Source organism: Actinomadura rugatobispora (genome assembly GCF_055379765.1).
The window spans coordinates 10,973,220-10,987,289 of the sequence record NZ_AP029191.1 but is presented as its reverse complement, the minus strand read 5'-3'; the positions used below and the strand labels follow the sequence as shown (position 1 = coordinate 10,987,289).

Below are 14,070 nucleotides of genomic sequence, written 5' to 3'. Positions count from 1 at the left end.
GGTTCGGTAACTGTAGCGGGCCCGGCCGGGGCCGCCGCGCGTTCGGCCGGGGATCCTTCGGCCAAGATCTACAAAGCGGCTCGAGGGCGGTTCACACGCAGTGAAGCATGTGTTACAAACTCCCTGTTACAGCCTGGCGCAAGGAGGGGCCATGTCCGTCACGCGACGTCAGATCCTGGGCCGCGGCGGCGCGGTAGGGGCGGGCATCGCCTTCACCGGAGCGTTGGAGCAGCTCTTCGCCGGCACCGCGTCGGCCGCCCCGGCGGCGGCCCCGGCCGGGAGGCCGGCGGGCGGCTGGGCGGGGTACGGGCCGCTGCTGCCCGACCCGGCCGGGATCCTGGACCTGCCCCGCGGCTTCCGCTACAGGATCTTGTCGCGTGAGGGCGAGCCGCTGCGCTCGGGCGAGGGCCCGGTGCCCAGCCACGCCGACGGCATGGCCGCCTTCCGCGGCCGTTCGGGCGGTGTGCGGCTGGTGCGCAACCACGAGAACCGCCCCGACGCCGAGCATCGCGTCCCGGCGGTCGAGGGGCTGACCTACGACCCCGAGGGCAAGGGCGGGTGCACGGCCCTGGAGGTCTCCGCCGCCGGCCGGGTCCGCGGCGAGCGGGTGGCGATCGCGGGGACGGCGGTCAACTGCGCGGGCGGCCCCACGCCGTGGGGGACCTGGCTGACGTGCGAGGAGAGCGAGGACAAGGCCGGCACCAACGGCTACACCAAGGATCACGGGTTCGTCTTCGAGGTCGATCCGGCCCGCCCCGAGCGCGGCGGCGCGGTGCCGCTGACGGCGCTGGGCCGCTTCCAGCACGAGGCCGTGGCGATCGACCCGCGCGACGGCGTGGTGTACGAGACCGAGGACGCCTTCGAGAAGCCGTTCGGGCTGTTCTACCGCTTCCTCCCCGACAAGCCCCGGGGCGGCTTGGGCAGCCTGCGCGCCGGAGGACGGCTCGAGGCGCTGCGGGTGCCGGGGGTGACCGACCTGGCGGTGGTGCAGGAACCGGGCACCACGTTCAAGGACGTGCGGTGGGTCCCGGTGCCCGACCCGCTGGCCAAGCAGACCCCGATCCGCTTCCAGGACTTCGGGCCCGGCGGCATCACGCACGGGCAGAAGCTGGAGGGCTGCTACTGGGGCGGTGACCGGCTCTACTTCGTGTGCAGCTTCGCGCGCAGGAGCGAGGGGTCGCAGGCCGACCACTTCGGGCAGGTGTGGTCGTACGAGCCGCGCTCGCGGCGCCTGACGCTGGTGATCGTGTTCGGGCCGGACACCGATGTGAACACGCCGGGCGAGTCGCCCGACAACATCGCGCTGGCCCCGCAGGGCGGGCTGATGGTGTGCGAGGACGGCGGCGGCGCGCAGCACGTGTACGGGGTGACGCGGGGTCGCACGGTGTACCCGGTGGCGCGCAACCGGCAGAACACCGGCACCGAGCAGGAGCCGGAGTGGGGCGAGTTCGCGGGGGTGACCTTCTCCCCGGACGGGCGGACGATGTTCGTCAACGTCTACGACCCGGGCACGACCTTCGCCGTCACCGGCCCCTGGCACCGCTGACCGCGTCCCCCGCGCCGTCCCCGGCGTCCCCGGTGTCCCCGGTGTCCTCGGTGTCGCCCGGGTCCGCCGCGGTCGGCGGGGCGTCGCGGGCCACGGTGACGATCTCGTCCAGCAGCGCGGCCACGGCCGGGGGGACGGGCCCGGCGGCCACCAGCGCGGTGATGCGGCGACGTCCCAGCCCGGTGCAGGGCGGCGGGGCGACCCCGGGCTCGCGGTGCAGGGCGAAGGCCAGCGCGGGCATGGCGGTGACGGCCAGGCCGCGGGCGACCAGGCGCTGCACGGCGATGTGGTCGTCGGTGGCGAAGGCGATGCGGGGGCTGAACCCGGCGCGGGCGCAGGCGCGCAGCAGGTGGCCGCGGCAGCGTTCGCAGCCCGAGGCCCAGGTGTCCTCGGCCAGGTCGGCCAGGTTGGGGCGGGTGGCGCCCGCCAGCGGGTGCGCGGCGGGGACGGCGAGCCGGACGGGGTCCTCGCGCAGCGGGATCTCGCGGAATCCGGCGTCGGTGTTAGAGGGCGTGTGGGGGGTGAACCGTTCATCTGTGAGGTCGGTTGAGTGAAAACGCAGGCGATCAAGTGATCCGACTTGACGGCTTGTGTTCAACCCCGTACTTTCAGTAGCGCGATCTGGGACGCCGGGTTCGATGTCAGCGTGCGGGGCCCCTTTCCACCGGAGTGATGGTCTGGGGCCTCCCCGTCGCCTCTTGTCGAGCCCACATGGCCAGGTCGCATAGGGAACCGGCCTCCCGGGAACGGACCACGCACGCGATGCGTGTCGCCGGCCCGGGGTCGAGTACGCCGGGGACCAGTGCGCCCAGCACCGTTCGGGGCGCGCGGCTGAGCAACTCATGCACAGTCCCTAGGAACGGTAGGCGAACACCAGGGCCAGGTCGCCGGCGCGCCGTGCGGCCAGGGCAGGCGGTTCGGCCTCGGTGAGGGAGACGGTGACCGCGGGCGCGCAGGGCGGCCAGCGCGCCGCGGCGGTCATCGATCCCAGCCGGGCGACCTCGCGCAGGACGCGGGCGCGGTTGAGGTCGAGCATGGCGGCAAGGTATCAATCATTTCTGGGTCGGCCCTAGAAGATAGTCGTTTGTGCTATGGGTCCGGATTCGCCGATGATCGGGCCATGACCGACACGAGCAGCGCTTCGTCCAGCGCTCTGTCCAGCGCTTTGTCCAGTGATCCGGCCGGCGGGAGCCTTTCGGCGCGGGAGGCGCGGCGCGAGTTCGCGCCCCGGGTGGCCTATCTCAACACCGCCTCCTACGGGTTGCCGCCGCGGGCGGCGCACGAGGCGATGCTGGCGGGCGAGCGGGACCGCGCGGCGGGCCTGCTGACCACGGCGACGGGGGACGAGGCGGTGCGGCGGGCGCGGGAGCTGTTCGGGCGGCTGGTGGGGCTGCCGCCGGAGCGGATCGCGTGCGGGTCGCAGGTGTCGTACTTCGTGGGGCTGGTGGCGGCGTCGCTGCCGGCGGGGGCGAGGGTGCTGGTGGCCGACGGCGATTTCACCTCGCTGCTGTTCCCGTTCCTGGCCCGTCCGGATCTGGTGGTGCGGTCGGTGCCGCTGGAGGAGGTCGCCGGGTCGGTGGACGGCGGGGTGGACCTGGTGGCGGTGTCGGCGGTGCAGTCGGCCGACGGCCGGGTCGCGGCGATGGAGGAGCTGATCGGGGCGGCGCGGGCGCACGGCGCGCGGATCCTGCTGGACGCCACGCAGGCGGTGGGCTGGCTGCCGGTGCCCGCCGACCGCGTGGACCTGCTGGTGTGCGGCGGCTACAAGTGGCTGCTGGGCCCGCGCGGCACGTGCTTCCTGGCCGGGACGCCCGAGGCGCTGGCGGCGCTGCCCGCGGTGGGGGCGGGCTGGTACGCGGGCGAGGACGTCTGGGACTCGATCTACGGGGGGCCGCTGCGGCTGGCCGGTGACGCGCGCCGGCTGGACCTGTCGCCGGCGTGGCAGAGCTGGGTGGGCCAGGTTCCGGCGCTGGAGCTGCTGGTGCGGGTCGGGGTGGAGGCCGTCGGCGCCCACGATCTGGCGCTGGCGAACCGGTTCCGGGCGGGGCTGGGGCTGGGGCCGGGGGATTCGGCGATCGTGTCGGTGCCGGTGGCGGAGGGGACGGCGCAGTCGCTGGCCGCTCAGGGGGTGGTCGCCTCGGTGCGGGCGGGGCGGTTGCGCTGCGCGTTCCACCTGTCGACCTGCGAGGCGGACGTGGACCGGGCGCTGGAGCTGCTGGCGGGCCGGGTGCTGCCCGGGGGGTGAGGGATGATCGCCCCCGCTAGCCTGTTTCGGGGCGGACCGGGAGGACCGGGAGGTGCGCGCGTGGCGATGCGGAAGGGACGGCGGGATCGCGATGGCGGATTCGGCGCAGCTGGTGGCGTTCGCGGTGACGATGGGGCTGGGCGCGATGTCGCCGGGCCCGGATTTCGCGATCGTGGTCCGGCACGCGGCGGTGGGCGGGCGGCGCGGCGGGATGGCCGCGGCGCTGGGCGTGGCCCTGGGCGTGCTGGTGTGGGCGGCGACGGCGGCGCTGGGGGTGGCGGCGCTGCTGGCGGCCTCGGCCACGGCGTTCACCGCCGTGAAGATCGTCGGGGCGGTGTATCTGCTGTATCTGGGGGTGCGGTCGCTGCGGGCGGCGGCCCGGGGCGGCGGCGCCGGCCCCGGTGAGGGGCCGGGTGAGCGCGCGGCGGTGCCGTGGTGGGCGGCGTTCCGCCAGGGCCTGCTGTGCAACGTGCTGAACCCGAAGGCGGCGGTGTTCTTCGTCGCGCTGATGCCGCAGTTCCTGGGCGATCACCCGGCGGTGACCGACACGCTGCTGCTGTCGCTGGTGGCGGCGGCGGTGGCGTGCGTGTGGTTCATGGCGGTGGCCAACGTGGTGGGGGCGCTGCGGCGGGTGTTCTCGCGGGAGCGGGTGCGGCGCGCCATCGACGGGCTGACCGGGGCGGCGCTGATCGGCCTGGGCGTGCGCCTGGCCGTCACCCGCGCCTGACCCCGGTCCCTTCTCCCGTCACGCCTTTCCGCTCACCTGTCTGGGTGCGCCCGGCGCCGGGTCATTCGCGGGAGCCGATGACCTCGGCGGGGTGCTCGCGCAGCGCCAGGCGCGCGGCCAGGGCGAGCGCGGTGACGGCGGCCAGGATGCCCAGGCACGCGAGCGGCGGTGCGTGGGGCGGTGCGCCCCGGGTCATGCCGGCGGCGAACGCGGTGAGGGTGGCGGCGGCGATCGCGGTCCCGGCGGCGGCGCCGGTGGCCACCAGGATGAGGGTCTCCCAGCGCAGCATCCGCATGATCTGGCGGCGGGTGGCGCCGGCCAGCCGCAGCAGCGCCAGTTCCCGCGCGCGGTCGCCGGTGGCCATCGCCAGGCTGTTGACCAGCGCGATCGCGGTGAAGGCGATGATCAGTCCCATGGCGGCCAGGTTGACCTGGGCGGCGCCCTGCCGGGCGGCGCGGCCGCGGTCGGCGAGGGCGCCCGCCTCCAGCAGCCGCGGCCCGGGGCCGGCGGCGGCCAGTGCGGCCAGGCCGCGGCGGGCAACGGGCGCCGCGCCGGGCCGCGGGGTGATCAGGACGGTGTCGGCGCGGGGGTCGTCGACATGCCCGGCTACCTGCTCGAAGGGCAGGGTGACGTCGCCGAACCCCAGACCGCGCCGGTAGATCGCCACCAGCCGGGCGGTGGCGCGGGTGCCGTCGCCCAGGATGAGGGGGATCCGGTCGCCGAGGCGGGCGCCGCGGTGGTCGGCGGCGGTGGCGCTGAGGGCCAGCGCGCCGGGGGCCAGGCGGTCCAGGGAGCCTTCGCGCACGTCCAGGTCGAGGGCGGCGGAGGGCCTGCCGGGGGTGACGCCCTGGGCGGGGTACTTGTCGACGCCGACGCGCAGGGTGGTGCGCACGATCTGGGTGACCTCGCCGACCCCCTCCAGGCGGCGCGCGGCGTCGGCGACCCCGGCGGGGACGCCTGCGGGTCCGGCGAGCGCGTAGGGGGCCAGGGTGCCCTGGTCGGCCTGCCTCCCGGCGGCGTGGCCCAGGGTGGTCTGGACGAACAGGATCGTGCCGGTCATGGCGACGGCGAGGGTGAGCGGGGTGGTCACCGAGGCCAGCCGCCGGGCCGCGGCGCGGGTGTTGGCGGCGGCCAGGAACCCGGCGGCGCGGGAGGCCCGCAGCGGCACGCCCAGGATCGTGGCGGCGGCGTGGGTGATCGGCGGCCCGAGCAGGGCGGTCGCGACGGCGGCGAGGACCACGCTCAGGAAGGTGACCGGTGAGGCGGCGGCCTCGGTGTCCAGCCGGGCCAGCACGGCCAGCAGCACGACATGGGCTGCCAGGACGGCCAGGCCCGCCAGGGCGCGGGCGGGTCCGGGACGGGCGGAGGGCACGGCGGCGTCCTGCAGCGCCTCGGTGGGGCGCGGGCGGGCGGTGCGGCGGCCGCTGATGCGGGCGGCGATCCACGCCGCGGCCAGGGTGGCGGCCACCGATCCCAGGACGGGGAAGGGGCTGAAGGAGGGCCGCAGCACCTCGGGCATCGCGCCCAGGTCCACGAACCGTCCGCGCAGCCAGGCGGCCAGCGCGAGCCCGGCGGCGGCGCCGGGCGGCGTGGCCAGCAGGCCCACCGCCAGGGCCTCGCGGCCGATCATCGCGCGGATCTGGCGGGGCGTGGCGGCCACGGCGCGCAGCACGGCCAGTTCCCGGCGGCGCTGCTGGATCGACAGCGCCAGGGTGCCGACGACGACCAGGATCGCCACCGCCAGCGCGGTTCCGCCCAGCGCGCCGCCCATGCTGATGAGCATCGTGCGGGCCTGGGCGGCGTCGCGGAACTCCAGCGGGCCGCGCTCCTCGCCGGTGTGGACCTTGGCGGGGGTGCCGTCCAGGGCGGCCCGTACCGCGCGGGCGAGCGCGGCGGTGTCGGCGCCGGGTTCGGGCAGGACGCCCAGCGCGGTGATCTGGCCGGGGCGCCCGGCCAGCCGGCGGGCCTCGGCGTCGGAGAAGAACACCGCGGCCTGGTGGCGCGGCCCGCCGCCGCGTGGGGCGGCCAGGCCGACGACGCGGTGGAGGGCGGCGGGCGCGGTGGTCTGCACGGTGACCTGGTCGCCGACCTTGGCGCCCGCGCCCGACAACACGTCTAGGACGATCTCGCCGGGCGCGGCGGGCGGGCGGCCGGCGCGCAGCGTGTAGGGGGTGAGGGCGGCGGAGGACCAGCCGTACCCCCGGGAGGGGACGCCGGAGGGGCGTGGGGTGCGGTCCAGGACGTCGGCGGGGAAGGCGACCTCGGGGACGAGGGCGGCCACGCCGGGAAGCGGTTCCAGGCGTGCGGTCAGGCCCTCGGGCAGCCAGGCGCGTTCGGTGAGCGGCTTGCTCTTGACCTTGGTCGTGTCGTCCTTCTTGTTCCGGGTCCAGTGGGCGTTCTGGTCGGCGGCGACGACGATGGGCGTGCCGGCGTAGCGTTCGGCGGGGATCGCGCCGCGCAGGCCGGTCTCCATGAGCACGCCGCAGGCGGTGAGGAGCGCGGCCGCGCACAGCAGCGCCAGGTAGGCGCCGGCGAAGGCGGCCTTGCGGGTGCGCAGCGTGGCCAGTGCCAGGGAGCCGATCACGAGCGGGCTCCCAGGGTGGTCATGCGCGCGGCGACGGTGTCGGCGGCGGGCGAGCCCAGCGTGTCGGCGACGCGGCCGTCGGCCAGGAACACCACGGTGTCGGCGTAGGAGGCGGCGACCGGGTCGTGGGTGACCATGACGACGGTCTGGCCGGTGGTGTCGGCGGTCTCGCGGAGCAGGGCGAGCACCTCGCGGGCGGTCACGGTGTCCAGCGCGCCGGTGGGCTCGTCGCCGAAGACCACGTCGGGGCGGGTGATGAGGGCGCGGGCGATGGCCACGCGCTGCTGCTGCCCGCCCGACAGGCGGGCGGGGCGGTGCGCGGTGCGGCCGGTGAGGCCGACCCGGTCGACGACCTCGGCCAGCAGGGCGCGGTCGGCGGGCCGCCCGGCCAGCCTCAGCGGCAGGGTGATGTTCTGCTCGACGGTGAGCGAGCCGATGAGGTTGAAGGCCTGGAACACGAACCCGGCGCGGGTGCGGCGCAGCCGGGTCAGGGCGGTCTCGCCGAGGCCGGTGAGGTCGGTGCCGCCGAGCCGCACCGTCCCGGAGGTGGCCCGGTCGAGGCCGGCGGCGCAGTGCAGCAGGGTGCTCTTGCCGGACCCGGAGGGGCCCATGACGGCGGTGAAGGACCCGCGCGTGACCTGCAGGGTGACCTCGCGCAGCGCGGTGACGGCACCGTGGCCGCGGCCGTAGGTCTTGGTCACCGCCTCCAGCCGCACGGCGGGCTCGGGCGGGCGGTGGGGGAGTGTCGGGTTGTGCTCGGACGGCATGGGCTGCTGTCCTTTCCGGTGGAGGGACGTCGCGCGTGAGAGCACCCCGGGCAGGGGTGGGTGCGCGTCTTTCCGATCCGGGCCGCCGAGTTGCCGCTCGGCGGCCCGGCCCGGGCCCGCCTCGGGGAGGCCGGGCCGGTCTGCGGTCGTGGCGTGCGCCGGGTGGTTCAGGGGTCCTCGGCGGGCGGGGCGGGGAAGGCCAGGAACCGGGTGAGCATCGTGCGCGCTCCCGGCGGGAGGCTGCCTTCGGGGCGTTTGTAGCGGTTGAGCAGCGCGATGTAGTCCTCGAAGAACTCGCGCAGCTCCTGGGGGGTGACCTGGATGGTCCCGCGCGAGTAGGGCAGCGCGTCGTCCCACTCCTGCCCGCCGGTGGCGTTGTCGGCGTTCAGCTGCGCCTGGGCGAACAGCTCGAGGTCGGCGGCGAAGGCCAGCCGGTTCATCTCGTCGACGACGGCGCGGGTGGCGGGGTCCTGCTCGGAGCGGCGGGGGAAGCGCAGGTCGCGGCGGGCGGCGCGCCACCAGCGCTCGCGGCCGCGGGCGCGCTCGGGGACGTCCTTGACGAACCCGTGCCGGGCCAGTTCGCGCAGGTGGTAGCTGGTGGCGCCGGTGTTGAGGTCCAGGGCGCGGGCCAGGGTGGCCGAGGTGGCGGGCCCGTGCAGCTGCAGGTGCTGCAGCATCGCCTGGCGGCGCGGGTGCGCCAGGGCCTTGAGCGCCTCCAGGTCGCTGATCTCCTCCGGTGCCGGCATGCATGCAAAGGTAATTGTGCACAGGAGATTGTGCAAGCCTGGGCGGCAACCGAAGCGGCCCCACGCGCGTCCTCTTTGCCGGAGGGAACGGGGGCGGGCGCGGTGGTGTGGAGCCTGGTGTATCTACTGGCGGTCTTCGGCGGCATCTGCGCCGTCGGCCTGCTGATCGCGTGGATCGACGGCGTGCTGGTGCGGCGCGCCGCGGTGCGGCGGCGGGCGGCGTCCCGTCCGGGGCCGCGCTCGTCGCTGGTGGGCTGCGGGCGCGGCAGCAACGATCCCGACGCCGACCCCGACCGCCGCCCCGCCGGAACGGCCTGACCGTCCCCGGACCCGAGGCGTCCTCCCAGATGACCCGGCCCGGCCGCGCCGTCTTCGTGCGCGAAGGGGAAGCCGCCGTCGCGGGCGGCACTGAAGGCCCCCTCGATCCAACGGCTGAGGTTCGCGGGCCGCCGGACATGAGAAACTGGTCCGGGAGTTGTCCGCCGAGTTCGGAGGGGGCGCCGTGTCGACCGGTCAGCCGGTTCTGGGACGACCGGCGGGCGCCCGGGGCGAGCAGACTCGGCGGCGCGTCATCGCGGCCACCATGCGGTGCGTGTCCGAGGTCGGCTACTCGCGCGCGACCATCCGCGAGATCGCCCGTATCGCCGGGATGACCAGCGGCAGCCTCTACCACTACTTCCCCAACAAGTCCGAGCTGATCAAGTCGACGTTCCTGGAGATCGCCGCGATCACCGTTCCCCGGCTGTCGGCCGCGGCGGAGGGGGCGGACGGCGTCCTGGACAAGCTGATGGCCGTGTTCGACGAGAGCGATCGGCTGATGCGCGAGTACCCGTACGCCGCGGCGTTCGACCGCGCGATCCGGGCGGAGAGCGCGGGGCACCTGCGCCTCGCCGAGGAGAGCGACACGATCTTCTCCTCGTTCGACGAGGTGATGGCCGGCATCATCGAGCAGGCCGGCCGGGAGGGCATGCTGGGGCCCGGTGTGGACGTCGCGACCGCCGCGGCCGCGATCCTGGCGCTCATGCGCGGCCTGTACGACCACGCGGCCGCCTCGCCCGGCGACTACCACGCCACGATGGGCGCGGTGAAACTCCTCGTCCGGGGCACCCTCTTCGACTACACCAGGCTGACCTGACCGGGCCGTCTCCGCCCCGGCCGTCCTGACCCGCCCCCCGCTCATCGCACGCCCGGACCCCGTCCGGACTGGACCGATCCATGCCCGGAGGGGCCTTGACGGGCCCCGATGTGACCCAGATTATTAATTAATCGATTGATTGATTCTTGGCGGGGCGAGATCGGCACCTCCGAAAGGAGTCGAGATGGTGCAGCAGGCCGCACGACCGGGAGAGTGGTTCGACACGGGGTTGAGCCTCGCGGAGATCGGCGCCGACGATTTCGGCTCGCGCATCCCGACCGACCGCTACACCTCCCGCGAGTTCCAGGAGCGCGAGCGGGACCTGGTCTGGACGAAGACCTGGCAGATCGCCGGGCGCGTCAGCGAACTGCCCGGGACCGGTGACTGGAAGACCTACCGGCTCTTCGACCAGTCCTACATCCTCGTCCGCGGCAAGGACGGCGTGATCCGCGGGTTCGTCAACGCCTGCCGGCACCGCGGGAACCTGATCTGCGAGGGCGGCCGGGGGAACGCCAAGCGGTTCCTGTGCCGGTACCACCTGTGGTCCTACGACCTGGCGGGGAAGCTGCGCGGCGTGCTGCGGGAGAACCTCCAGGGCCCGATCGACAAGGACGGCAACTCGCTGCTGCCGGTATCGGTCGGGACCTTCGCCGGTTTCATCTTCCTCAACCCCGACCCCGGCGCCGAGCCGCTCGCCGACTACCTCGGGGACGAGGTCGCCGAGCTCCTGGCGCCCTACCGTCTCGAGGAGATGACCACGGTGATGGACGTCCGTGAGGCCCTGGAGTGCAACTGGAAGGTCGTCATGGACGCCTTCCAGGAGGGCTACCACGTCTCCGGCGTGCACCCGCAGCTGCTCAACCAGATCGACATCGACCCGGCCAGGAGCCGCTACCGCTTCCTCGGCAGGCACAGCGTGGCCTGCGCCCCCTTCGACGTGGCGAACGCCGGCGGCTCCGGCCCGGAGCAGCACGTCGAGGGAATCCGGGCGCTCGGGGAGACCTTCCCGTCCCTCCCGATGATCCTGCCCCGGTTCGACGAACTCGTCGCCGCCCACCGCGACACGAACGGCGGGCTCGCCTTCGGTGAGGGCGTCACCGCCCGGACGATCCTGCAGCGGGCCGCCCGCGACACCCTCACCGGCATGGGCCTGGACGTGAGCGGGCTGACCGACGCCCAGATGAGCGACAACCAGGGCTGGACCCTCTTCCCGAACTTCTTCATGACGATCCGCGCGGGCGAGTGCCACGTCGTCATGGCCGTGCCGCACCCCGGCGGCGACCCCAACAGGTGCGTCTGGCACGTCAGCAGCCACATGTGGCTCCCCGGCGGGCTGGCCGACCAGTACCGGGCCGAACCGGTCGAGGTCACCGAGCCGGGAAGCCACGAGTACTTCCTCGCCCTCCAGCAGGACTACGAGCAGATGCAGCGCCAGCAGGCGGGCCTGCGCAACGAGCGGCTCGATCACCTGACCCTGGTCAGGGAGGAGGTCGTTCTCGCCCACTTCCATGCCGTCCTGGACCGCCACCTCGCGGCGGCGGCACGATCCTGAAAGGCAGACCGTTGGCCCTCCGCCAGATCAGCGAAGTCATCGACGGCCACACCGGCAACGCGCGCACGGTGCTGGAGTACGGCATGACCACCAAGCGCATCGTCGACGGCGCCAAGCGGCCGGGTTTCACCGCCGGGGACTGGGCGCCGCTCGCCGCGCTGGTGGCGGTCGAGGAGTTCGAGCGCGTCGGCACCTTCAAGGAGGTGATGACCTGGGAGGAGTACGTCGGCTTCCTGACGGGCTGGGCGCCCTCCGCCGAGTGGGCCTGCCTGTTCAGGCGCATCACCGAGACTCCGGACCGGATCTTCCTCGAACTGGAGGAGCGCAGTACCGTCGGCGGCCACGAGAGTGTCGCCAACTCGGTGTCGGTCTATGAGTTCGACGGCACCGGCAAGATCCGGCACATCGACGTCTACCTGCAGATGGCGCCGCCCCCGCCGGAGATGCTCAAGGGCTACGAGGGCATCGACCTCACGCGGTGAGCCGGATCACGCGGTGAGCCGTCCGCGCGCCCTCACCTGGTGATCTTCTCCAGGAAGGCGTCCAGGTTGGCGTGCAGGCGGGCGACCTTCTCCTCCAGGGTGAGGGTCTCCTCCAGGTCCCGCCCGGCCACCGACTCCTTGCGGCCCCGCAGGAACAGCGAGCAGTGCAGGTCGCCGCACACGTACTGGCCGACGGTGTTGCCCTGGCGGCCGGCCTCGCCGGTGCGGCGCGCGGTCATCAGCGCCACCCCGCCGCCGGTGCGCGTGGTCAGGCACAGCGAGCACATGCTGCGCGCGGTGAAGCCGCGCCCGCCGCCGGAGGTCGCCCGCAGCGCGATCCCGATCGGCCGGGCGTCGCGTTCGGCGACCAGGTAGGCGCGTTCGGGGGCGCCGGGGTCGCGCCAGCCGAGGAAGTCCAGGTCGTCCCATGACAGGTCGGCGAGGTCTCGTGGCAGGCCGAGCCGTCTGGCCTCCCCCTTGGAGCAGTTGACGAAGGATGCGCGGATGTCACCCTCGGTGATTGCCTTCATGGGGGCGAGGCTAGCCAGGCTGTGGTTATTATGCAAATTCCTAAACGATTTAGCTTTGAGGGGATGGTCGATGGCACGCGCGGGGGTGACCGTCGAACGCCTGACCCGGGTGGCGGCGGACCTTGCCGACGAGATCGGCTTCGACAACGTCACGGTCACGGCGCTGGCGCGCAGCTTCGGGGTCAAGGAGGGCAGTCTCTACTCCCACATCCGGAACATGCGGGACCTGCGGGCCAAGGTGGCGCTGTTCGCGCTGGACGAGCTGGCCGGCGAGGCGGGCGAGGCCCTGGCCGGGCGTTCGGGCAAGGAGGCCCTGGTGGCCTTCGCCAACGCCTACCGGGACTATGCCCGGAGGCATCCGGGACGCTACGCCGCCACCCGCTTCCGGCTCGACCCGGAGACCGCGGCGGCCAGCGCGGGCGCGCGGCACGTGGAGCTCAGCCGCGCGATCCTGCGCGGCTACCCGATCCCCGAGTCCGACCAGATCGACGCGATCCGCCTGCTGGGCAGCACCTTCCACGGGTTCGTGAGCCTGGAGACGGCGGGGTCCTTCGCGCACTCGGCCGCGGTGCGCGACGAGGACGCCTCGTGGTCGCGGATCCTGGACGTCCTGCATGCGGCCCTGTCCGGCTGGCCCGCGTCCTGACCCGCCCCCTGACCCGCCCCCGGGTCAGTTGCGCGCGGGCTGGTGGGGCCGCCGGGCGCGCAGGGTTTCGCGCAGTTCCTCGGTGAGGGCCTGGGCGAGGTGGGGGCGCCCGTGGAACTGGGCGGGGGTGTTGTGGAACACCGCCACCCGCCACACGCCCATGGTCTGGGCGGCGGTGATGGTCTGGACGGAGTTGAGGTCGGGGCGCAGGTCGTCCCCTCCGGGCGGGACCATGCCCGCGACGGCGCGCAGCACGGCCGCGCCGGGCCCGACCAGCCGCACGTCCTGGATCTTGCCGACGTAGGAGCCGGTGGCGTGGTCGGCGAAGGTCGCGCCGATCTGCTCGGCGATGGCGGCGCGCCCGGCGTGCACGGTGCCGTCGAAGCCGACGGTGAAGCCGTCCTGGCGGAAGGGGGCGGCGAAGGCCTGGGCGTCGCGGGCGTTCCAGCCCTCCAGGACGCGCCGGTACAGGTCCCGCACGGCCTCCAGGGCGCCCAGGCTCTCGGCGTAGCGGTCGTGGTGGACCTGCCAGCGGTCGGTGGTCCAGTTGGGCCAGTCGACGCGGGCGCCCTCCAGGGCCTTCTCCAGGTAGTCCAGGTGGACGTGCCAGCCCGCCAGGGTCTGCGGGATGAACTCCTCGGGCGCCTCCAGGTCGCTGGTGAACACCAGCAGGGTGGCCGGCGGGGGACCGGGCAGCGGGACCAGCTCCCAGCGCAGCGTGCCGTGGATGTCGGAGTCCAGTTCCAGCAGGCGGGGCGGGTCGAAGGCGGTGACGGTGCCGCGGGCGACGGCGGGCTCCTGGTCGCCGGCGTTGAGCCAGCGCAGCTGGAAGCGGCTGCCCACGCGCGGTTCCAGCTGCGCCTCGGCCAGCCAGGCGGAGATCTCGCCGGGGTCGGTCAGGGCCCGCCAGACCCGCTCGGCGGGGTGGCTCAGGCGGCGCTCGAAGCGCAGCAGCGCGCGCCCCTCCCGCACGGTGGCGGTGCCGTCGGGCGCGGGCCCCTGGTCCCCGGATCCGGATGTGCCGTTGGTCGCGTCGTCCATGTCCTGGTCCTGCCCTTCCTCGGCGCGATCACCTCTTCACATAACCTAGCAGGAATATAACTCTGCAGG

The 14,070-nt window shown here is 74.2% G+C and carries 15 protein-coding genes; 8 read left to right on the top strand and 7 right to left on the bottom strand.

The window, feature by feature from the left end:
* Window positions 1–151 precede the first annotated feature (151 nt).
* Entirely contained in the window at window positions 152–1,546 is a 1,395-nt protein-coding gene (locus ACZ466_RS49205; protein ID WP_378287259.1) for an alkaline phosphatase PhoX, read from the top strand.
* Here the strand turns inward: ACZ466_RS49205 and ACZ466_RS49200 are convergent.
* Both ACZ466_RS49200 and ACZ466_RS49195 read right to left on the bottom strand, forming a co-directional pair.
* Window positions 1,524–2,144, bottom strand: coding sequence for a LysR substrate-binding domain-containing protein (locus ACZ466_RS49200; RefSeq protein ID WP_464042088.1), 621 nt, complete (start codon window positions 2,142–2,144; stop codon window positions 1,524–1,526). The two genes, ACZ466_RS49205 and ACZ466_RS49200, sit on opposite strands and share 23 nt — an antisense overlap.
* Before the next feature lie 255 nt (window positions 2,145–2,399).
* Entirely contained in the window at window positions 2,400–2,582 is a 183-nt protein-coding gene (locus ACZ466_RS49195) for a hypothetical protein (protein WP_378287257.1), read from the bottom strand.
* Between the two features lie 84 nt (window positions 2,583–2,666).
* Between ACZ466_RS49195 and ACZ466_RS49190 the strand changes: the two genes are divergently transcribed.
* Complete coding sequence (locus ACZ466_RS49190; RefSeq protein ID WP_378287256.1) at window positions 2,667–3,791, top strand: aminotransferase class V-fold PLP-dependent enzyme; 1,125 nt, start codon at window positions 2,667–2,669, stop codon at window positions 3,789–3,791.
* 52 nt (window positions 3,792–3,843) lie between these two features.
* Window positions 3,844–4,518 (top strand): LysE family translocator, encoded by a 675-nt coding sequence (locus ACZ466_RS49185; RefSeq protein ID WP_378287255.1) that lies wholly within the window; start codon window positions 3,844–3,846, stop codon window positions 4,516–4,518.
* 61 nt (window positions 4,519–4,579) lie between these two features.
* Here ACZ466_RS49185 and ACZ466_RS49180 read toward each other — a convergent pair whose 3' ends face one another.
* The 3 genes from ACZ466_RS49180 to ACZ466_RS49170 form a co-directional block, all read right to left on the bottom strand.
* Window positions 4,580–7,102, bottom strand: coding sequence for an ABC transporter permease (locus ACZ466_RS49180; RefSeq protein ID WP_464042085.1), 2,523 nt, complete (start codon window positions 7,100–7,102; stop codon window positions 4,580–4,582).
* Window positions 7,099–7,869, bottom strand: coding sequence for an ABC transporter ATP-binding protein (locus ACZ466_RS49175; RefSeq protein ID WP_378287253.1), 771 nt, complete (start codon window positions 7,867–7,869; stop codon window positions 7,099–7,101). The genes ACZ466_RS49180 and ACZ466_RS49175 overlap by 4 nt, the downstream gene beginning before the upstream one ends.
* A 167-nt stretch (window positions 7,870–8,036) precedes the next feature.
* Window positions 8,037–8,615 (bottom strand): helix-turn-helix domain-containing protein, encoded by a 579-nt coding sequence (locus ACZ466_RS49170; RefSeq protein WP_378287252.1) that lies wholly within the window; start codon window positions 8,613–8,615, stop codon window positions 8,037–8,039.
* Between the two features lie 75 nt (window positions 8,616–8,690).
* Between ACZ466_RS49170 and ACZ466_RS49165 the strand changes: the two genes are divergently transcribed.
* The 4 genes from ACZ466_RS49165 to ACZ466_RS49150 all read left to right on the top strand — a co-directional run bounded on the left by ACZ466_RS49165 (window position 8,691) and on the right by ACZ466_RS49150 (window position 11,784).
* A complete protein-coding gene (locus ACZ466_RS49165) occupies window positions 8,691–8,933 on the top strand; it encodes a hypothetical protein (RefSeq protein ID WP_464042083.1) in 243 nt (80 codons plus the stop codon).
* Between the two features lie 265 nt (window positions 8,934–9,198).
* Complete coding sequence (locus ACZ466_RS49160) at window positions 9,199–9,750, top strand: TetR/AcrR family transcriptional regulator (protein WP_464044060.1); 552 nt, start codon at window positions 9,199–9,201, stop codon at window positions 9,748–9,750.
* Between the two features lie 184 nt (window positions 9,751–9,934).
* Complete coding sequence (locus ACZ466_RS49155; protein WP_378287249.1) at window positions 9,935–11,302, top strand: aromatic ring-hydroxylating oxygenase subunit alpha; 1,368 nt, start codon at window positions 9,935–9,937, stop codon at window positions 11,300–11,302.
* Window positions 11,303–11,313: 11 nt separating this feature from the next.
* The gene (locus ACZ466_RS49150) at window positions 11,314–11,784 is read left to right on the top strand and encodes a hypothetical protein (RefSeq protein WP_378287248.1); all 471 of its coding nucleotides are present in this window, start codon (window positions 11,314–11,316) and stop codon (window positions 11,782–11,784) included.
* A gap of 32 nt (window positions 11,785–11,816) precedes the next feature.
* Here the strand turns inward: ACZ466_RS49150 and ACZ466_RS49145 are convergent, their stop codons facing one another.
* Window positions 11,817–12,314, bottom strand: a complete 498-nt coding sequence (locus ACZ466_RS49145) for an FBP domain-containing protein (RefSeq protein ID WP_378287247.1) — start codon at window positions 12,312–12,314, stop codon at window positions 11,817–11,819.
* 70 nt (window positions 12,315–12,384) lie between these two features.
* On the opposite strand from ACZ466_RS49145, the gene ACZ466_RS49140 reads away from it, so the two are divergent.
* Entirely contained in the window at window positions 12,385–12,960 is a 576-nt protein-coding gene (locus tag ACZ466_RS49140; RefSeq protein WP_378287246.1) for a TetR/AcrR family transcriptional regulator, read from the top strand.
* Between the two features lie 24 nt (window positions 12,961–12,984).
* Here the strand turns inward: ACZ466_RS49140 and ACZ466_RS49135 are convergent, their stop codons facing one another.
* On the bottom strand, window positions 12,985–14,001 hold the full coding sequence (locus ACZ466_RS49135; protein WP_378287245.1) for an SgcJ/EcaC family oxidoreductase: 1,017 nt from the start codon (window positions 13,999–14,001) through the stop codon (window positions 12,985–12,987).
* Between the last annotated feature and the right edge of the window lie 69 nt (window positions 14,002–14,070).

Bases quoted from the DNA above. Each gene is read 5' to 3' on its own strand.
- ACZ466_RS49205 (WP_378287259.1), top strand. From the start codon at position 152: ATGTCCGTCACGCGACGTCAGATCCTGGGCCGCGGCGGCGCGGTAGGG.
- ACZ466_RS49195 (WP_378287257.1), bottom strand. From the start codon at position 2,582: ATGCTCGACCTCAACCGCGCCCGCGTCCTGCGCGAGGTCGCCCGGCTG.
- ACZ466_RS49190 (WP_378287256.1), top strand. From the start codon at position 2,667: ATGACCGACACGAGCAGCGCTTCGTCCAGCGCTCTGTCCAGCGCTTTG.
- ACZ466_RS49175 (WP_378287253.1), bottom strand. From the start codon at position 7,869: ATGCCGTCCGAGCACAACCCGACACTCCCCCACCGCCCGCCCGAGCCC.
- ACZ466_RS49170 (WP_378287252.1), bottom strand. From the start codon at position 8,615: ATGCCGGCACCGGAGGAGATCAGCGACCTGGAGGCGCTCAAGGCCCTG.
- ACZ466_RS49160 (WP_464044060.1), top strand. From the start codon at position 9,199: ATGCGGTGCGTGTCCGAGGTCGGCTACTCGCGCGCGACCATCCGCGAG.
- ACZ466_RS49155 (WP_378287249.1), top strand. From the start codon at position 9,935: ATGGTGCAGCAGGCCGCACGACCGGGAGAGTGGTTCGACACGGGGTTG.
- ACZ466_RS49145 (WP_378287247.1), bottom strand. From the start codon at position 12,314: ATGAAGGCAATCACCGAGGGTGACATCCGCGCATCCTTCGTCAACTGC.
- ACZ466_RS49140 (WP_378287246.1), top strand. From the start codon at position 12,385: ATGGCACGCGCGGGGGTGACCGTCGAACGCCTGACCCGGGTGGCGGCG.
- ACZ466_RS49135 (WP_378287245.1), bottom strand. From the start codon at position 14,001: ATGGACGACGCGACCAACGGCACATCCGGATCCGGGGACCAGGGGCCC.